General features: G+C 53.2%; 15 protein-coding genes. 9 read left to right on the top strand and 6 right to left on the bottom strand.

What is annotated here, in order from left to right; all coding sequences use genetic code 11:
• Window positions 1-183 precede the first annotated feature (183 nt).
• The 5 genes from WHR59_RS19965 to caiF all read left to right on the top strand — a co-directional run bounded on the left by WHR59_RS19965 (window position 184) and on the right by caiF (window position 7,666).
• Complete coding sequence (locus WHR59_RS19965) at window positions 184-1,191, top strand: LacI family DNA-binding transcriptional regulator (RefSeq protein ID WP_047406294.1); 1,008 nt, start codon at window positions 184-186, stop codon at window positions 1,189-1,191.
• A 133-nt stretch (window positions 1,192-1,324) separates the two neighbouring features.
• Window positions 1,325-2,146, top strand: a complete 822-nt coding sequence (dapB, locus tag WHR59_RS19960; protein ID WP_200008005.1) for a 4-hydroxy-tetrahydrodipicolinate reductase — start codon at window positions 1,325-1,327, stop codon at window positions 2,144-2,146.
• Window positions 2,147-2,602: 456 nt separating this feature from the next.
• Window positions 2,603-3,751: a glutamine-hydrolyzing carbamoyl-phosphate synthase small subunit gene (carA, locus tag WHR59_RS19955; protein ID WP_043018383.1), complete on the top strand. Its 1,149-nt coding sequence runs from the start codon at window positions 2,603-2,605 to the stop codon at window positions 3,749-3,751.
• A gap of 18 nt (window positions 3,752-3,769) precedes the next feature.
• Window positions 3,770-6,997, top strand: coding sequence for a carbamoyl-phosphate synthase large subunit (gene carB / locus WHR59_RS19950; RefSeq protein ID WP_047406289.1), 3,228 nt, complete (start codon window positions 3,770-3,772; stop codon window positions 6,995-6,997).
• A gap of 273 nt (window positions 6,998-7,270) precedes the next feature.
• A complete protein-coding gene (gene caiF / locus WHR59_RS19945; protein ID WP_043018385.1) occupies window positions 7,271-7,666 on the top strand; it encodes a carnitine metabolism transcriptional regulator CaiF in 396 nt (131 codons plus the stop codon).
• Window positions 7,667-7,742: 76 nt separating this feature from the next.
• Here the strand turns inward: caiF and caiE are convergent, their stop codons facing one another.
• The 6 genes from caiE to caiT form a co-directional block, all read right to left on the bottom strand.
• On the bottom strand, window positions 7,743-8,339 hold the full coding sequence (caiE, locus tag WHR59_RS19940) for a carnitine operon protein CaiE (RefSeq protein ID WP_047406286.1): 597 nt from the start codon (window positions 8,337-8,339) through the stop codon (window positions 7,743-7,745).
• 55 nt (window positions 8,340-8,394) lie between these two features.
• Window positions 8,395-9,180, bottom strand: a complete 786-nt coding sequence (caiD, locus tag WHR59_RS19935) for a crotonobetainyl-CoA hydratase (protein ID WP_043018387.1) — start codon at window positions 9,178-9,180, stop codon at window positions 8,395-8,397.
• 54 nt (window positions 9,181-9,234) lie between these two features.
• Entirely contained in the window at window positions 9,235-10,788 is a 1,554-nt protein-coding gene (gene caiC / locus WHR59_RS19930) for a crotonobetaine/carnitine-CoA ligase (protein WP_043018388.1), read from the bottom strand.
• 62 nt (window positions 10,789-10,850) lie between these two features.
• Window positions 10,851-12,068 carry an L-carnitine CoA-transferase gene (caiB, locus tag WHR59_RS19925; RefSeq protein ID WP_199994977.1) on the bottom strand — a complete coding sequence of 406 codons (1,218 nt, stop codon included), beginning with the start codon at window positions 12,066-12,068 and terminating at the stop codon, window positions 10,851-10,853.
• Between the two features lie 123 nt (window positions 12,069-12,191).
• The gene (gene caiA, locus WHR59_RS19920; protein ID WP_003018898.1) at window positions 12,192-13,334 is read right to left on the bottom strand and encodes a crotonobetainyl-CoA dehydrogenase; all 1,143 of its coding nucleotides are present in this window, start codon (window positions 13,332-13,334) and stop codon (window positions 12,192-12,194) included.
• A gap of 34 nt (window positions 13,335-13,368) precedes the next feature.
• Entirely contained in the window at window positions 13,369-14,886 is a 1,518-nt protein-coding gene (gene caiT, locus WHR59_RS19915) for an L-carnitine/gamma-butyrobetaine antiporter (RefSeq protein ID WP_043018390.1), read from the bottom strand.
• Between the two features lie 481 nt (window positions 14,887-15,367).
• On the opposite strand from caiT, the gene WHR59_RS19910 reads away from it, so the two are divergent.
• The 4 genes from WHR59_RS19910 to fixX are packed head-to-tail and all read left to right on the top strand — an operon-like array spanning window position 15,368 to window position 18,714.
• On the top strand, window positions 15,368-16,138 hold the full coding sequence (locus tag WHR59_RS19910; RefSeq protein ID WP_338843397.1) for an electron transfer flavoprotein FixA: 771 nt from the start codon (window positions 15,368-15,370) through the stop codon (window positions 16,136-16,138).
• Window positions 16,139-16,153: 15 nt separating this feature from the next.
• On the top strand, window positions 16,154-17,095 hold the full coding sequence (locus WHR59_RS19905) for an electron transfer flavoprotein subunit alpha/FixB family protein (RefSeq protein ID WP_043018392.1): 942 nt from the start codon (window positions 16,154-16,156) through the stop codon (window positions 17,093-17,095).
• 48 nt (window positions 17,096-17,143) lie between these two features.
• Window positions 17,144-18,430 (top strand): FAD-dependent oxidoreductase, encoded by a 1,287-nt coding sequence (locus tag WHR59_RS19900; RefSeq protein WP_043018393.1) that lies wholly within the window; start codon window positions 17,144-17,146, stop codon window positions 18,428-18,430.
• A complete protein-coding gene (gene fixX, locus WHR59_RS19895) occupies window positions 18,427-18,714 on the top strand; it encodes a ferredoxin-like protein FixX (RefSeq protein ID WP_047406270.1) in 288 nt (95 codons plus the stop codon). The genes WHR59_RS19900 and fixX overlap by 4 nt, the downstream gene beginning before the upstream one ends.
• Window positions 18,715-18,788: the final 74 nt, after the last annotated feature.

Below are 18,788 nucleotides of genomic sequence, written 5' to 3'. Positions count from 1 at the left end.
TTCTCCGTGTTGGCTTATTTAAGATTAATCGATTAACCTTGTTTTCATAGTGTGGTTAACGCGATTAACCCGCCATAATCAGAATCCAGTGCGGTGAAATACGCGTTAGCGTGATGTGAATCACAGGTAAAAAGACAAGATTTCGGTTATTCGATTAACCTTCGTAATAAATCAGGAGAAGTCATGACAACAGTCACGTTGGCGCAGGTAGCTGAACGCGCGGGAGTCTCCACGGCAACCGTTTCAATGGTGTTGCGTAACCGGGGGCGCATTTCTCAGGGCACGCGTGACCGGGTGCTCAAAGCGCTGGATGATGCTGGGTACGTTTATAACCAAACTGCCGCCAACCTGCGTAACCGGAGCAGTAATCAGGTCGGATTGTTGTTACACGATATCACTAACCCTTTTTACGGTGAGATGACGGCAGGGCTAAGCCACGAGATGGAACGGCATGACCTGCTGTTGTTTCTGGCAAACAGCGAAGAGTCAGGAGAGCGGCAGCAAAAATTTGTTGATTCGTTGATGCGCAATAATGCCTGCGGCATGGTGCTCTGTGCGGCGCGCGAAACGCCGACATCCTTCTTTGAAGCGCTGAAAAGGCGCAATATTCCCGCCATCATGGTGGTCCGTCCCCTTAGCGATCCTGATTTTGATTTTGTGGGCACCGATAACTTTCTCGGTACGCAAATGGCGACCACCCATTTAGTCAAAATGGGGCACAAGAATATTGCGTTTATTGGCGGAAGCCCAAGTTCCGGCAGCCGGGCGCAGCGTATCGGCGGATTCACCAGCACATTGCTGGAGCATGGAATATCGCCGAATCCGCAATGGATTGTGGCGACGCAGGCCAGCCAAATTGACGGCGCAAAAGTGGCGGAGTCTCTTCTTCTGCGTTTCCCGCAAATTACCGCCGCCGTTTGCTATCAGGATATCGTGGCGCTTGGGGTCATGCAGGCATTGCGTAAGATGGGGCGTGAACCAGGACGCGATTTTGCGCTGGTGGGGTTCGATGACATCACCGAAGCGGCGCTGGTACAACCTGCGCTCACCACCGTGTCGGTGGCGGCAAAAGAGATAGGTCGCAAGGCTGGAGAGCTACTTTACAGTCGCATTCAGGGAAATGACGAACCACCGAAACGTATTATTCTGCCGCCTGCGCTGGTGGTCAGAGAATCATGTGGTTTTAGCTGATCGTCATGCCTTTTACTGATATCTCTGCCTGTTTATCATTAAATTCTAATTATCGACGTTTTCGGCTGGCGGCGCAGCGTTGCGCTGGTTAATCTGAAAACGATTTACGTAAAATTAACAAAAGAGAATAGCTATGCATGATGCACAAATCCGCGTTGCCATCGCGGGAGCCGGAGGACGCATGGGGCGTCAGTTGATTCAGGCCACTCTCGGCATGGATGGCGTACAGCTCGGCGCGGCGCTGGAGCGCGAAGGATCTTCCTTACTGGGAAGCGATGCTGGAGAGTTAGCGGGAGCCGGGAAAACGGGCGTTACCGTACAAAGTAGCCTTGAAGCGGTGAAAGATGATTTCGATGTTTGCATCGATTTTACCCGCCCGGAAGGCACGCTGGCGCATCTGGCGTTTTGCCGCCAGCACGGTAAAGGGATGGTGATTGGCACCACCGGCTTTGATGACGCAGGTAAACAGGCTATTCGCGATGCCGCGCAGGAGATTGCTATCGTTTTCGCCGCGAACTTTAGCGTTGGCGTCAATGTCATGCTTAAGCTGCTGGAGAAGGCGGCGAAAGTGATGGGTGATTACACCGATATTGAGATTATTGAAGCCCACCACCGCCATAAAGTGGATGCGCCGTCAGGCACTGCGCTGGCGATGGGCGAGGCGATTGCCGGGGCGCTGGATAAAGATTTAAAAGAGTGCGCGGTCTATTCGCGTGAAGGTTACACCGGTGAGCGCGTACCGGGCACGATCGGTTTTGCCACAGTGCGGGCGGGGGATATCGTCGGTGAGCATACCGCGATGTTTGCCGATATTGGCGAGCGTATTGAGATCACGCATAAAGCGTCCAGCCGTATGACCTTTGCCAATGGCGCAGTGCGATCGGCGATTTGGCTGAAATCAAAGTCAAATGGTCTTTTTGATATGAAAGATGTGCTTGATTTACGCAATTTATAGCTTTTATTACCCTTCGTGATGTGGTTATTGTAATCATAATTATTTGATTACATAGGGCAATATTTTATTGCCCTTTTATTTTTTTGCTTTTAAGTGTATTTTTTCTTTTAATCTGGCATTTGTCTGTGTTTTGTTGAGTTATTCTGTTATCTCAATGTAAATTTTGACCAAATGGTCCACTTTTTTCTATCATACTTCATGTTTTTACACTCTTTGCCTGCCGCAAGCGTTTTCCACCCCGAGTTAGCTGATCTTTTTGCCTGTTAAATCGTGTGATTTATCCCAGTGGCGTAAAATAATAATAAAAAATGCCCTTTTGGGTAGACTTTTACGTGGGCTATCTCTAGAATGCCGCCGTTTGCCAGAAATCCATAGGTAAGCAAATTTGCATTGATTCATGAGGTGTTAATGAATTAATATGCAAATAAAGTGAGTGAATATTCTCTGGAGGGTGTTTTGATTAAGTCAGCGCTATTGGTTCTGGAAGACGGAACCCAGTTTCACGGTCGGGCCATAGGGGCAACAGGTTCGGCGGTTGGGGAAGTCGTTTTCAATACTTCAATGACCGGTTATCAAGAAATCCTCACTGATCCTTCCTATTCCCGCCAAATCGTCACTCTTACTTATCCTCATATCGGTAATGTCGGCACCAACGAAGCCGATGCAGAATCTTCTCAGGTACATGCGCAAGGCCTGGTCATCCGCGACCTGCCGCTGATTGCCAGCAACTTCCGCGATACTGAAGACCTCTCTTCTTACCTCAAACGCCATAACATTGTGGCGATTGCCGATATCGATACCCGTAAGCTGACGCGTTTGCTGCGTGAAAAGGGCGCACAAAACGGCTGCATCATCGCGGGCGATAACCCGGATGCGGCGCTGGCACTGGAAAAAGCGAAAGCCTTCCCGGGTCTGAACGGTATGGATCTGGCGAAAGAAGTGACCACCGCGGAGCCTTATAGCTGGACGCAGGGGAGCTGGACGCTGGCCGGTGACCTGCCGGAAGCTAAATCCGCCGATGAACTGCCGTTCCACGTTGTGGCTTACGATTTCGGCGCCAAACGTAACATTCTGCGTATGTTAGCGGACCGCGGCTGCCGCCTGACGGTGGTTCCGGCGAAGACCTCCGCAGAAGACGTGCTGGCGATGAATCCAGACGGCATTTTCCTGTCCAACGGCCCTGGCGACCCGGCGCCGTGCGACTACGCGATTACCGCGATTCAGAAATTCCTCGAAACCGATATTCCGGTATTTGGCATCTGCCTCGGCCATCAGCTGCTGGCGCTGGCGAGCGGTGCGAAGACCATTAAGATGAAGTTTGGCCACCACGGCGGCAACCATCCGGTAAAAGATATTGATAACAACACCGTGATGATCACCGCGCAGAACCACGGTTTTGCGGTCGATGAGGCTTCCATGCCTGCCAACCTGCGCGTGACCCATAAGTCACTGTTCGACGGCACCCTGCAGGGGATTCATCGTACCGACAAACCGGCGTTCAGCTTCCAGGGTCACCCTGAAGCGAGCCCTGGCCCGCACGATGCCGCACCGCTGTTCGATCACTTCATCGAACTTGTAGAGCAATACCGTAAGACCGCTAAATAATCAGGAGCTGAGAAGACAATGCCAAAACGTACAGACATAAAAAGCATCCTGATCCTCGGCGCGGGTCCGATTGTTATCGGTCAGGCGTGTGAGTTTGACTACTCCGGCGCGCAGGCGTGTAAAGCGCTGCGTGAAGAGGGTTACCGCGTTATTCTGGTGAACTCCAACCCGGCAACCATCATGACCGACCCGGAAATGGCCGATGCCACCTACATCGAGCCGATTCACTGGGAAGTGGTGCGTAAAATCATCGAAAAAGAGCGCCCGGACGCGGTGCTGCCAACCATGGGCGGTCAGACGGCGCTAAACTGCGCGCTGGAACTGGAACGTCAGGGCGTACTGGCTGAGTTCGGCGTGACCATGATTGGCGCGACGGCAGATGCCATTGATAAAGCGGAAGACCGTCGTCGCTTCGACATCGCGATGAAAAAAATTGGTCTTGATACCGCGCGTTCAGGCATCGCCCACACCATGGAAGAAGCGCTGGCGGTTGCCGCTGACGTTGGCTTCCCGTGCATTATCCGCCCTAGCTTCACCATGGGCGGCACCGGCGGCGGTATCGCCTACAACCGCGAAGAGTTCGAAGAAATCTGCGAACGTGGTCTGGATCTTTCCCCAACCAACGAGCTGCTGATTGATGAATCGCTGATTGGCTGGAAAGAGTACGAGATGGAAGTGGTGCGTGATAAAAACGACAACTGCATCATCGTCTGCTCCATCGAAAACTTTGACGCAATGGGTATCCATACCGGTGACTCCATCACCGTAGCACCTGCCCAGACGCTGACCGACAAAGAATATCAAATCATGCGTAACGCCTCGATGGCGGTACTGCGTGAAATCGGCGTGGAAACCGGCGGTTCTAACGTCCAGTTTGCGGTAAACCCGAAAAACGGCCGCCTGATTGTCATCGAGATGAACCCGCGTGTATCCCGTTCTTCTGCGCTGGCATCTAAAGCCACCGGTTTCCCGATTGCGAAAGTCGCCGCCAAGCTGGCGGTGGGCTATACCCTCGACGAACTGATGAACGACATCACCGGCGGCCGTACTCCGGCTTCATTTGAGCCGTCCATCGACTACGTTGTGACCAAAATTCCACGCTTCAACTTCGAGAAATTCGTTGGCGCTAACGACCGTCTGACCACGCAGATGAAATCTGTCGGTGAAGTGATGGCGATTGGCCGCACCCAGCAGGAATCGCTGCAGAAAGCCCTGCGCGGTCTGGAAGTGGGCGCGACCGGCTTCGACCCGAAAGTAAGCCTCGACGATCCGGAAGCATTGACCAAAATCCGCCGCGAGCTGAAAGACGCGGGCGCTGAGCGTATCTGGTACATCGCCGATGCCTTCCGTGCGGGCCTGTCCATCGATGGCGTGTTCAACCTGACCAACATCGACCGCTGGTTCCTGGTGCAGATTGAAGAGCTGGTGCGTCTGGAAGAAAAAGTCACCGACCTTGGCATCAACGGCCTCGACGCTGACTTCCTGCGCGTACTGAAGCGTAAAGGCTTCGCTGATGCGCGTCTGGCGAAACTGGCCGGCGTACGCGAAGCGGAAATCCGCAAGCTGCGTGACCAATTTAATCTGCACCCGGTCTACAAGCGTGTGGATACCTGTGCGGCAGAATTTGCCACCGATACCGCCTACATGTACTCCACTTATGAAGATGAGTGTGAAGCGAATCCGTCCGTCGACCGCGACAAGATTATGGTACTGGGCGGTGGTCCAAACCGTATCGGCCAGGGTATTGAGTTCGATTACTGCTGCGTACACGCCTCGCTGGCGCTGCGTGAAGACGGTTACGAGACCATTATGGTCAACTGTAACCCGGAAACGGTTTCTACCGATTACGACACCTCTGACCGCCTGTACTTCGAGCCGGTCACGCTTGAAGACGTACTGGAAATCGTGCGCATCGAGAAGCCAAAAGGCGTCATCGTGCAATACGGCGGCCAGACCCCGCTGAAGCTGGCGCGCGCGCTGGAAGCGGCGGGCGTACCGGTTATCGGCACCAGCCCAGATGCCATCGACCGCGCGGAAGACCGCGAGCGTTTCCAGCAGGCGGTTGACCGTTTGAAGCTGAAACAACCGGCGAACGCTACCGTAACCGCCATTGAGATGGCCGTTGAGAAGGCGAAAGAGATTGGTTACCCGTTGGTGGTGCGCCCGTCCTACGTACTTGGCGGCCGCGCGATGGAAATCGTCTACGACGAAGCCGACCTGCGTCGCTACTTCCAGACTGCGGTCAGCGTTTCTAACGATGCGCCGGTGCTGCTGGACCGTTTCCTTGATGATGCGGTTGAAGTGGACGTGGATGCTATCTGCGACGGCGAAATGGTGCTGATTGGCGGCATCATGGAGCACATCGAACAGGCGGGCGTGCACTCCGGCGACTCCGCATGTTCTCTGCCAGCGTACACCCTGAGCCAGGAAATTCAGGATGTGATGCGCCAGCAGGTGCAGAAACTGGCCTTCGAGCTGCAGGTTCGCGGTCTGATGAACGTCCAGTTTGCCGTGAAGAATAACGAAGTTTACCTGATTGAAGTGAACCCGCGTGCGGCGCGTACCGTTCCGTTCGTCTCCAAGGCAACTGGCGTACCGCTGGCAAAAGTCGCGGCGCGCGTGATGGCCGGGAAAACGCTGGCACAGCAGGGCGTAACCAAAGAAGTTATCCCGCCTTACTACTCGGTGAAAGAAGTGGTGCTGCCGTTCAACAAATTCCCGGGCGTTGACCCGCTGTTAGGGCCAGAAATGCGCTCTACCGGGGAAGTGATGGGCGTGGGCCGCACCTTCGCGGAAGCGTTCGCCAAGGCACAACTGGGCAGTAGCTCCACCATGAAAAAGCAGGGTCGTGCGCTGCTCTCCGTTCGCGAAGGCGATAAAGAGCGCGTGGTTGACCTGGCGGCGAAGCTGCTGAAGTTTGGCTTCGAGCTTGATGCGACGCACGGGACCGCGATTGTGCTGGGCGAAGCGGGTATCAATCCACGTCTGGTGAACAAGGTGCATGAAGGCCGTCCGCACATTCAGGACCGTATCAAGAATGGCGAATATACTTACATCATCAACACCACCGAAGGTCGTCAGGCGATTGAAGACTCCAAGCTGATTCGCCGTAGCGCACTGCAGTATAAGGTGCATTACGACACTACCCTGAACGGTGGTTTCGCGACGGCGATGGCGCTAAATGCTGACGCTACCGAGAAGGTGACCTCGGTTCAGGAAATGCACGCGCAGATCAAAAAGGCATAAAAAAAGGGTCCGGTGATAATTGCGTTAACCGGACCAGCAATATAATTTTGAAAGGGTTTCTGTAAAGAAACCCTTTTTTAATCTCGTGTAAGGTCATTCCTGGCCAAATGCGCTTTCATAACCACATTTTCAATGTAATAAGCACGATGTTGCTCACACTAATCAACATTCAAGTCGCATACTATCTTTTATATCCACAATTTTAATATGGCTTAGTTTTTATTAATTTGGACAGGCCGTAGCCAGATTTTTAATTTGTGAAATGGTGTGCTTATGTGTGAAAAATATGTTGAAAGACCGCTTTATTTGTTAATCGCTGACTGGATGATGGCTGAGGATCGTTGGATCACCGCAAAGGAAATTTCCCGCCATTTTGATATTGAACACTGCAAAGCAATTAATACGCTCTCTTATATTCTGTCGGAAGTGGGAGAAATTGTTTGTGAAGTTAAGATGATCCCTAATCAGATTGCGGGCCGTGGTTGCCAGTGCCAGCGTCTGGTGAAAGTCATCAGTATTGATTCTCACCTCTACAGACGATTGAATCACAATTTGCAGGAAAAAAAGGTGAGCATGGCGAAAACGCCGCGCCTGTCAGCGGTTCCTCCAACAGAGCTCAACCGTGAGCAGAAATGGCAGATGATGCTCTCCAAGAGTATGCGTCGCTAATTGTCAGTTTGCCTGATGGCGGCATAAACGGTGATTGACTCACAGGCCGGATAAGCGTGAGCGCATCCGGCATCAATTACTGTGCTGATTTTGGTTTCACGTCCGTCGTGCCTTTCAGGCGCGGCCGGTTTTCTTCGACCCGCGTTAAAGGCTGCGTTTCGTGTAGGCCTGTCTGGCAGCGGATAGCAAGGTCCTGATACTCTTTCGTGTTCAGCCGTTTCCAGTGAAGTTCCTGGTCCGTGACTTCGCGTAGAACGCGAACCGGTGAGCCAACCAGCATCTGCCTTGCCTCCCCCTGAAATCCGGCTTTGACAAAGCTCATGGCGGCGACAATGCTCTCTTCGCCAATCACCGCGCCGTCCATAATGACGCTGTTCATACCGATCAGCGCATCTCTGCCCACCACGCAACCGTGCAGGATCGCGCCATGGCCGATGTGTCCATTTTCATGCACGACGGTATCTGTGTCGCAGTAGCCATGCATGATGCAGCCATCCTGCAGATTAGCGCCTGCCTCCAGGATCAAGCGTCCATAGTCTCCGCGCAATGACGCGTGCGGACCAATATAAACTCCAGCCCCCACAATGACATCGCCAATCAGCACGGCGCTGGGATGGACAAAAGCATCCGGATGTACCACCGGAATCAAACCCTCAAAGGCGTAGTAGCTCATCGTTTTATCTCGGTTTTATGGCCGGATAAGCGAAGCGCTATCCGGCATTGGCACATTAACGACCTTTCCATACCGGATCGCGTTTTTCGGCAAACGCCTGCGGTCCTTCGAGCGCATCTTCCGAGTGCAGCACCGACGGATAGTGCTTTAGCACGCCGCTGCGGATGTAACGGTAGCCTTCTTCCACCGGCATTTCGCTGGTCGCACGGTAAATCTCTTTCAATGCGGCAATAGCGAGCGGGGCGCTATTTACCAGCTGCTGCGCCAGTTCGCGTGCGCTATCCATCAGTTCGCTCTGGCTGACAACGCGGTTGACGATACCCCAACGCAGCGCTTCTTCGGCGCTCATTCGCCTGCCGGTCATCACCATTTCGTTGACAATAGCCGGTGGCAACAGTTTAGGCAGACGCAGTACGCCGCCGCTGTCAGGCACGATCCCGAGCTTTGCCTCCGGCAGCGCGAAGCTGGCATTTTCCGCGCAGACGATAAAATCCGCCGCCAGCGCCAGCTCAAAACCACCGCCAAACGCATAACCGTTTACCGCGGCGATGACTGGTTTATCGAGGTCGAAAATTTCGGTTAAACCGGCGAAGCCGCCTGGGCCAAAATCGGCATCCGGCGCTTCACCTTCAGCCGCCGCTTTTAAATCCCAGCCTGCAGAAAAGAATTTCTCACCACCGCCGGTGATAATCGCTACGCGTAATTCCGGGTCGTCACGAAAATTAAGAAAAGCTTCCCCCATGGCAAAGCTGGTTTTCGCGTCGATGGCATTGGCTTTAGGCCGGTCGAGGGTAATTTCCAGGATCGAGCCGTTACGGGTCAGATGTAATGATTCACTCATAGTTCATCTCCAGATAAATAGGTTTCCCGGCAGGAGGAATTCCGGCCGGAAGGCTTATTTCAGATTTTTTTTGATTATTTTTCCTGAACAATTACGCGGCAGGTCGGCTCTTATCTCCATAAAAGAGGGAACCTTGAATTTCGCCATATTGTTTTCACAGAAGCTGAAGAACTCGGCTTCGCTTAATGTTTCACCTTCATTAAGGACGATAAACGCTTTGATGGCTTCATCACGGATCGAGTCTTTAATACCAACCACCACAATGTCCTGAATTTTCGGATGCGCAGAAATAATATTTTCCAGTTCGACGCAGGAGACATTTTCCCCGCCGCGTTTAATCATGTTGCAGCGCCTGTCGACGAAATAAAAAAAGCCGTCTGCATCCTGGTAACCTGAATCTCCGGTATGTAACCAGCCCTCAGGTTCCAGCGCTTTGGCGGTAGCCTCCGGCTGGGCGTAGTACTCTTTGAAGATTGTTTTGCCCGGCACGCCTTTAATGCAGATTTCGCCAATTTCTCCGGCGGGCAGGGGACGGTTGTGATCGTCACGGATTTCGGCTTCATAGCTAAAACCTACGCGACCAATAGAGGGCCAGCGCCGCTTGTCTCCGGGACGGTCGCCAATAATACCGACGATGGTTTCAGTCATGCCGTAGGAGGTCAGCAGCCTGACGCCAAAGCGTTCGGTAAAGGCGTCTTTTTCCTGTGCAGATAAATTGAGATAGAACATGACTTCGCGCAGGTGATGCTGTCTGTCGGTTGGTGCGGCAGGTTGTACCATCAGCGTTCTGATCATCATCGGAATGCATTCGGTGACCGTCGCCTGATATCTACGCACCTGATCCCAGAACGCTCTGGCGCTGTACTTCTCCAACAGCACAAAGGTGCTGCCTGCGGAGAATGCCGCCATAGCCGCCGTACACTGGCAGTCGATATGAAAAGCGGGCATCACCGTCATATAGACGTCATCATCGCGCAGAGCGATTTGCCAGGAAGTGTAGTAGCCTGCAAAACGCAGGTTGTAGTGGGTAATCACCACCCCTTTAGGCCGCGAGGTGGTGCCTGAGGTAAACAGAATTTCCGCCGTATCGTCAGTGGATAACGCGGGCGTATAGCACAGCGTGGTCGACTGGCTGGCCTGCAGTTGGGTAAAGTGGCTCACGCCGTCGTCAACCGGAAGCTGCTCGCCAATCAGACAGATATGATTCAGCGGAGTGGTATTTTCCAGCCGTATCTGGCGGTACATAGGATAAAACTGGGCGCTGGTGACCAGCATGCTCACCTGGCTGTTTTGCAGGATCCAGGCGCTTTCTTCGCCCAGTAAGCGGGCATTAATCGGCACCATAATGGCGCCAATTTTTGCCAGCCCAAACCAGCAAAAGATGAATTCCGGACAGTTATCCAGATGCAATGCGACCTTATCGCCCTTGCGGATCCCTAAGGAATGGAAAAGGTTTGCCGTGCGGTTAATCTCTTCATTGAGCGAGGCATAGCTAAACTGCCGAACGATTCCTTCGCAGGATTCGAAAATTAACGCCGTTTTATCTCCGTACACCCCGGCCAGGTCGTCCCACATCTGACGTAAGTTTTGTCCGCCAACGATATCCATATTGCTTTATCCACTGAAAACAGGCGTGAGCGCCAACCAACGAGCGGGTCAGCGCGTCGCGTTTATTCCTCAACTCTGGCCAGGCCTTTGCCGACCAGCTCATTTATGTCTGCTTCGCTATAACCGATGTTTTTCAGAATGGCGGCGGTATCCATGCCGTGTGATGGCATGCCACGCCAGATTTTCCCCGGGTTGTTTTTAAATTTCGGCATGATGTTCGGCCCTTTGCAGGTGCGACCGTCCATCGTCTGCCACTGAGTAATGGATTCACGGGCAACGTACTGCGGGTTGCCTTCCAGTTCCGGAATGGTCAGCACTTTCGCGCAGGCGATGTTCAGCTCAGCAAAGCGCGCCTGGACTTCGGCGATGGTGTGCGCTGCCAGCCAGACGTCCAGTTTCTCTTCCACGAGCGGGCCGTATGGGCATTCCACGCGATGAATAAGCTGGGTACCTTCCGGGACTTCCGGTGTGCCAAGAATGTGGGCGAGGCCAATATCCTTGAAGCACTCGTTGATTTGCGTGATGCCGACCAGTTCCATGACGATATAGCCATCGGCGCATTTATACAGGCCGCAGCCAGCGTAATACGGGTCTTTGCCTTTGGTCATGCGTGGGCAAATTTCGCCGCCGTTGAAGTAGTCCATCATGAAGTATTGCCCCATGCGCAGCATTACTTCGTACATGGCGATATCAATGCTTTCGCCTTTACCCGTTTCGCGTACTTTGTGCAGGGCCGCCAGCGCAGCCGTCGTTGCGGTCATCCCGGAGAAGTAATCGGCGGTGTACGGGAAGGCGGGCATTGGCTGATCAACGTCGCCGTTTTGAATCAGATAGCCGCTAAACGCCTGCGCGATGGTGTTATACGCCGGAAGATTGGTGTACTCCTCGGTACCATACTGGCCAAAGCCGGAAAGGTGGGCGATAACCAGCTTCGGGTTATGTTCCCACAGCACTTCATCGGTAATACCGCGCCGGGCAAAGGCCGGGCCTTTACTGGCTTCAATGAAAATATCGGTGGTTTCCATGAGCTTCAGAAACGCTTCCCGGCCTTCATCTTTGAAAATATTCAGCGACAGGGCGTGCAGGTTACGGCGTGAGAGCTGCGGATAGTTAGGCTGTACGCGGATAGTATCTGCCCATGCGACGTTTTCAATCCAGATAACCTCAGCGCCCCATTCGGCGAACATTTGTCCGGCGAACGGACCGGCAATTTCGATCCCTGAAAAAACGACGCGTACCCCGGCAAGTGGGCCAAAGGCTGGCATGGGTAAATGATGCATAATTTTTCTCCTGGCATTTATGGGTGTCCATGTAGGCCGGATAAGGCGCTCGCGCCGCCATCCGGCATTGATTGCCTGATGGCGACGCTAAAGCGTCTTATCAGGCCTACAGGTTGCGTCGTTCTAGCGGTATTGCTTGAGTACCGCACGACCCAACGTCAGGATCTGCATTTCGTCAGAACCACCAGAAACACGGTCAACGCGCAGGTCGCGCCAGAAGCGCGTGATGCGATGGTTGCCCGCGATACCTACTCCGCCCAACACCTGCATGGCGGTATCGACCACTTCAAACGCGGCATTGGCGCAGAAGTATTTGCACATTGCCGCGTCGCCTGAAGTAATGGTGCCGTTATCCGCTTTCCATGCGGCTTCCAGCAGCATGTTTTTCATGGAATTCAGTTTGATCGCCATGTGCGCGAACTTCTCCTGAATCAGCTGGAAACGGCCGATAGTTTCGCCAAACTGTACGCGCTGATTGGCGTAGCGCGCCGCATCTTCAAAAGCGCACATTGCCGTACCGTAGTTGGTCAGTGCGACGAGGAAGCGTTCATGGTCAAACTCTTCTTTCACGCGGTTGAAGCCATTACCTTCCCGACCGAACATGTCTTTCTCGTCCAGTTCAACGTCGTCAAAGGTGATTTCACAGCAGCTGTCCATGCGCAGACCGAGTTTCTCCAGCTTGTTGACCTTGATACCCGCTTTGCTCATGTCAACGAACCACTCGGTGTAAACAGGTTTATCCGGCGATGCGCCATCCCTCGCCATCACCACGATGTACGGGGTATAGGCGCTGCTGGTGATAAAGCACTTACTGCCATTAAGATAAACCTTACCATTTTTACGTGTATAAGTGGTTTTCAGGCTACCAACATCCGATCCCGCTCCCGGTTCGGTGATGGCAGAGTTCCACATCTGCTTACCGGTACCCTGGAACGCCATGATTTTATCGATTTGCTCCTGGGTCCCTTCACGCAGGAACGTGTTAAAACCGCCTGGCAACTGGTACAGCACATAGGTTGGCGCGCCCAGGCGTCCGAGCTCCATCCAGACGGCGGCGACGGTGACAAAACCCGCTTCCAGTCCACCGTGTTCTTCCGGAATCAACAGGCTATCAATGCCCATATCCGCCAGCGCTTTTACAAAACGCTCAGGGTAGACGCTGTCGCGATCGCACTCGGCAAAATAAGCTTCCCAGTTCTCACTGGCCATCAGTTCACGAATACCAGCGACAAACAGTTCCTGCTCGTCATTTAAGTTGAAATCCATCTTTCAGCCTCTTGATCAATTGGGTTAATAAGAATTACTTGTCTTTCCAGTGCACTTTGGCGTCTTTAATAAAGGACAGCGTCACCATGATGTTGACGAAGAACAGCGGACATCCTCCGGCGATAATCGCGGTCTGTATCGGCTTCAGCCCGCCCAGCGCCAACAGAACGATACCGATGATGCCGACCAGAATGGACCAGCCGATACGCACTAACAGCGGCGGTTCTTCGCCGTCGCGAACTTCGCGACAGGTGGACATCGCCAGGGTGTAAGAGCAGGCGTTAATCAGCGTTACGGTGGCAATGAAGCAGAGGATGAAGAAGCCCCACATGGTGGCGGTGCTAAGCGGTAAAGCTGCCCAGGTTTCGATAATGGCGCGCGCCACGCCGTGTTGTTCAATCAGCTGCGGGATGTTGAGAATGTTTTTATCCATCAGCAGCAGCGTGTTGCTGCCAAGGACAGTCCACAGGATCCAGGTCGAAGCAGTCAGGCCCAGTACCATCCCGAAGCACAGTTCACGTACGGTACGACCGCGAGAAATACGCGCCAGGAAGATACTCATCTGGATGGCGTAGATGACCCACCACGCCCAGTAGAAGACGGTCCAGCCCTGCGGGAAGCCGCCTTTGCCGATGGCATCGGTGTAGAACAGCATGCGCGGCAGATACATCAGCAGCATGCCGACCGAGTCGGTGAAGTAGTTCATGATGAAGCTGGCGCCGCTGACGATAAACACCCAGCCCAGCATCAGGAAGCTCAGGTAGCTACGCACGTCGCTGGCGATTTTGACTCCCTTTTGCAGGCCACAGGCCACGCAAATAGCGTTCAATATGATCCAGCAGGTAATGATGATGGCGTCGAGTTGCAGCGTATGCGGAATACCGAACAGCCATTGCATACACTCGGTGACCAGCGGCGTCGCCAGACCGAGGCTGGTACCCATCGCAAAGATCAGCGCCACCAGGTAGAAGTTATCGACGATCGTACCGAACAGCCCTTTCGCATGCTTTTCGCCCACCAGCGGCACCAGCGTGGAGCTGGGGCGGATGACGTCCATCTTGCGCACAAAGAAGAAGTAGGCGAAGGCTACGGAGAGGAAGCTATAGGTTGCCCACGGCAGAGGTCCCCAGTGGAACAGGCTGTACGCCAGGCCCAGTTCCTTTGCGCCCGTGGAGTTAGGGGCGAGGGCAAACGGCGGGGTGGAGATGTAGTAGTAGATCTCGATGGAACCCCAGAACAGCACCGCGGCGGATGTACAGGAAGCGAACATCATAAAAATCCAGCTGGCGGTACTAAACTCGGGTTTTTCGTCGCCTAATTTCTTTTTCGAATACGGGCCAAAGACCAACCAGAACCAGCCGAAGAGCATGACGACCATATACCATTCAAATGCCCAACCCCAGACGTTGGTGACATAACTGAATACCGCATTAATAACGACGTTAGCCGCGTCCAGATCTCTTACTGTTAGCCAACAAAGTATTCCGACTATTATTAATGGCGGAAAAAAAACCTTCGGTTCAATTCCCGATTTTCTCTTTTCATTTTTCATAAGTGAATTCCAGTGTGAAAACGAAATTTATTTAGCGTACCCGTGCATGATCGTTTGTTTATTTATTATTAATGATTTGTTGATAACTTTTTAACCTCTGGGAGCGCCTCAGTGAGTAACTCATAATGGGTATTCATTTCCGGCTATTCCGTTATCGCGGTCACACTTTTTTATGCTGGCTATTTTGTTGGTGTTTTCTTGTTTTTTCTTTATTAATTATATAGTTAGTGTTGATTTTTTAACTTTTTTAAGTGACTGGCGTTCAATATTGTTGAACCAGTAAACAATATTGAAAATTTTCGTGTTTGACATGATTCTTTCAATATTGGTGAGGCATGTAACACTATTGAAAGTTACGAATTTCAATGTGTGACATTTTCAATATTGGTGATTAATGTTTTATTTCCGAATTAAAGAGCGTGATATCTGTATTTAACACCGCCGATATAAATACGTTTCCTTCATGATTTCTGGAGATGCAATGAAGATAATTACTTGCTACAAATGCGTACCTGATGAACAGGATATTGTGATTAATAATGCTGATGGTTCTCTCGATTTCAGCAAAGCAGATGGCAAAATCAGCCAATACGATCTGAATGCGATCGAAACGGCCTGTCAGTTGAAACAACTGGCAGGAGAGGCCCAGGTTGTCGCCATGAGCGTTGGCGGCAAAGCGCTGACTAATGCAAAAGGGCGCAAAGATGTGCTCTCCCGTGGCCCGGATGAACTGATTGTTGTTATCGACGATCAATTCGAGCAGGCGCTGCCGCAACAAACGGCCACCGCGCTGGCTGCCGCGGCGCAAAAGTCAGGTTTCGATCTGCTTATTTGCGGTGACGGTTCTTCCGATCTTTATGCTCAGCAGGTTGGTCTGCTGGTGGGCGAAGCGCTGAACGTTCCGGCGATTAACGGCGTGAGTAAAATCCTCTCGCTTACCGACAGCACGTTGACGGTAGAGCGTGAACTGGAAGATGAAGTTGAAACGCTAAGCATCCCGCTCCCGGCGGTGATCGCAGTTTCTACGGATATCAACACCCCACAAATCCCTTCTATGAAAGCCATCCTTGGCGCAGCGAAAAAACCGGTTCAGGTCTGGTCGCCTGCAGACATTGGGTTGAACAGCGCGCAGGCGTATTCCGAACAACAGGTTGCTGCGCCGAAGCAGCGCGAGCGTCAGCGCGTTGTCATTGAAGGCGACGGTGAAGAACAGATTGCCGCGTTTGTCGAGAATCTTCGCAAAATCATTTAATTATCAGGGGATGTTATGAACAAATTTTCCAGTATCTGGGTATTCAGCGATACCCCTTCTCGTCTGCCGGAACTGATGAATGGTGCGCAGGCTTTAGGTGAAAAAGTTAACACGTTTGTGCTCAGCGATGAGGACGGCGCGACGGCATGCCATTTAGGCGCGGAACATGTCTGGCTGCTCAGCGGCAAACCCGAAGACCGTATGGTTGAAGACTACGCCGATGTGATGGCCGAGACCATTCGTCAGCACAGCGAGGACGGCGCGGTGCTGCTGCCGAATACGCGTCGGGGCAAGCTGCTAGCGGCAAAGCTGGGCTTTCGCTTGTCGGCTGCGGTCTCAAATGACGCCAGCGCAGTTGCAGTGCAGGACGGAAAAGCGGCGGTCAAACATATGGTCTACGGCGGCCTGGCGATGGGAGCAGAAACAATCGCCTCACCGTTTGCCGTGATCACGCTCAGCAGCGGAACATTTGATGCGCAGCAACCGGATACCGCCCGCAGCGGCGAGGTGCACACCGTGCAGTGGCAGGCTCCGGCCATTGCCGTGACGCGTACAGCCACTCAGGCGCGTCAGAGCAACAGCGTCGATCTCGACAAAGCCCGTCTGGTGGTCAGCGTGGGGCGCGGTATCGGCAGTAAAGAAAATATCTCGCTGGCAGAAGCGCTGTGCCAGACGATTGGCGCTGAGCTGGCATGTTCCCGCCCGGTGGCGGAAAACGAGAAGTGGATGGAGCATGAACGCTACGTCGGCATCTCCAACCTGATGCTTAAGCCTGAACTGTATCTGGCCGTGGGGATCTCCGGGCAGATCCAACATATGGTCGGCGCTAACGGCGCACAGACGATTTTCGCCATCAACAAAGACAAAAATGCGCCGATTTTCCAGTATGCAGATTATGGCATCGTTGGCGATGCGCTGAAGATCCTGCCTGCGCTGACGGCTGCCTTAGCGCGTTAAACCATTCGGGCAGGATGCGAAGGTATCCTGCCGCTGACAGGAGTACGTATGTCCGAAGATATCTTTGATGCCATCATCGTGGGTGCAGGTCTGGCGGGTTCGGTTGCGGCGCTGGTGCTGGCTCGGGAAGGCGCACAGGTGCTGGTTATCGAGCGCGGCAATTCTGCTGGCGCGAAGAATGTCACCGGTGGGCGCATGTATGCGCATAGCCTGGAGCGCATCATTCCCGGTTTTGCTGAGCAAGCTCCCATTGAACGCATCATCACCCACGAAAAACTCGCCTTTATGACCGACAAAGGGGCGATGACCATCGATTACTGCAATGGTGAAGAGGCCGCATCGTCGCAGGTTTCTTATTCCGTCTTACGCAGTAAATTTGACGCCTGGCTGATGGAGCAGGCCGAAGAGGCGGGCGCTCAGCTCATCACCGGTATTCGCGTGGATAACGTTGTGCAGCGCGAGGGTAAAGTCGTGGGCGTGGAAGCCGACGGCGATATTCTGGAAGCTAAAGTGGTGATCCTCGCCGACGGGGTGAATTCTCTGCTGGCTGAAAAGCTGGGTATGGCAAAGCGCGTGGAGGCATCGCATGTTGCCGTCGGCGTAAAAGAGCTGATCGAACTGCCAAAATCGGTAATTGAAGATCGTTTCCAGTTACAGGGGAACGAAGGCGCAGCCTGCCTGTTTGCCGGTTCGCCAACCGATGGATTGATGGGCGGTGGCTTTCTTTATACGAATGAAACGACCCTTTCTCTGGGACTGGTCTGCGGCCTTCATCATCTGAAAGACGCGAAAAAATCGGTCCCGCAAATGCTGGAAGATTTCAAACAGCATCCGGCAGTAGCCCCGCTGATCGCTGGTGGCAAGCTGGTGGAATATGCCGCGCATGTTGTTCCGGAAGCCGGTATCAATATGCAGCCAGAACTGGTGGGTGACGGCGTCCTGATTGCCGGTGATGCTGCCGGAATGTGTATGAACCTCGGCTTTACCATCCGCGGTATGGATCTCGCCATATCCGCAGGTGAAGCGGCGGCGAAAACGGTGCTCTCAGCAATGAAGCGCGATGATTTTAGCAAGCAGTCGTTGGGCGAATATCGTCAGCATCTCGACGAGGGTCCGATGCGCGATATGCGCATGTATCAGAAGCTTCCCGCTTTCCTTGATAACCCACGCATGTTTACCGCCTATCCTGAAATGGCGGTCAGTATCGCGCGCGACCTGTTCACCGTGGATGGTTCCGCTCCGGTGCCAATGCGCAAAAAAATCCTGCGCCATGCGAAGAAAGTGGGCTTCATCAACCTGATGAAAGATGGCCTGAAAGGAGTGACCGTATTATGACATCTCCCGTCAATGTGGACGTCAAACTGGGCGTCAATAAGTTCAATGTGGATGAAGACAGCCCGCATATCATTCTCAAAACCGAACCTGATAAACAGGCGCTGGAAGTGCTGATTAAGGCCTGTCCGGCTGGACTGTATAAAAAGCAGGACGACGGCAGTGTGCGTTTTGATTACGCCGGGTGCCTGGAGTGCGGAACGTGCCGCATTCTCGGACTTGATACCGCGCTGGAAAAGTGGGAATACCCGCGCGGAACCTTTGGCGTGGAATTTCGCTACGGCTAATAAGTACGAGGTTGTGCCCCCGTAGGCCGGATAAGATGCGGTAGCATCGCCATCCGGCAATCATGTGGCGCCAA

This window comes from Citrobacter europaeus (assembly GCF_037482245.1).
In the GTDB taxonomy this organism is placed as follows: Bacteria; Pseudomonadota; Gammaproteobacteria; order Enterobacterales; family Enterobacteriaceae; genus Citrobacter; species Citrobacter europaeus.
This window is presented reverse-complemented; position numbering and strand designations above follow the sequence as displayed.

Excerpts from the sequence above, each read along its gene's own strand:
- WHR59_RS19965 (WP_047406294.1), top strand. The coding sequence starts at position 184 with ATGACAACAGTCACGTTGGCGCAGGTAGCTGAACGCGCGGGAGTCTCC.
- dapB (WP_200008005.1), top strand. The coding sequence starts at position 1,325 with ATGCATGATGCACAAATCCGCGTTGCCATCGCGGGAGCCGGAGGACGC.
- carB (WP_047406289.1), top strand. The coding sequence starts at position 3,770 with ATGCCAAAACGTACAGACATAAAAAGCATCCTGATCCTCGGCGCGGGT.
- caiF (WP_043018385.1), top strand. The coding sequence starts at position 7,271 with ATGTGTGAAAAATATGTTGAAAGACCGCTTTATTTGTTAATCGCTGAC.
- caiE (WP_047406286.1), bottom strand. The coding sequence starts at position 8,339 with ATGAGCTACTACGCCTTTGAGGGTTTGATTCCGGTGGTACATCCGGAT.
- caiD (WP_043018387.1), bottom strand. The coding sequence starts at position 9,180 with ATGAGTGAATCATTACATCTGACCCGTAACGGCTCGATCCTGGAAATT.
- caiC (WP_043018388.1), bottom strand. The coding sequence starts at position 10,788 with ATGGATATCGTTGGCGGACAAAACTTACGTCAGATGTGGGACGACCTG.
- caiB (WP_199994977.1), bottom strand. The coding sequence starts at position 12,068 with ATGCATCATTTACCCATGCCAGCCTTTGGCCCACTTGCCGGGGTACGC.
- caiA (WP_003018898.1), bottom strand. The coding sequence starts at position 13,334 with ATGGATTTCAACTTAAATGACGAGCAGGAACTGTTTGTCGCTGGTATT.
- caiT (WP_043018390.1), bottom strand. The coding sequence starts at position 14,886 with ATGAAAAATGAAAAGAGAAAATCGGGAATTGAACCGAAGGTTTTTTTT.
- WHR59_RS19910 (WP_338843397.1), top strand. The coding sequence starts at position 15,368 with ATGAAGATAATTACTTGCTACAAATGCGTACCTGATGAACAGGATATT.
- WHR59_RS19905 (WP_043018392.1), top strand. The coding sequence starts at position 16,154 with ATGAACAAATTTTCCAGTATCTGGGTATTCAGCGATACCCCTTCTCGT.
- WHR59_RS19900 (WP_043018393.1), top strand. The coding sequence starts at position 17,144 with ATGTCCGAAGATATCTTTGATGCCATCATCGTGGGTGCAGGTCTGGCG.
- fixX (WP_047406270.1), top strand. The coding sequence starts at position 18,427 with ATGACATCTCCCGTCAATGTGGACGTCAAACTGGGCGTCAATAAGTTC.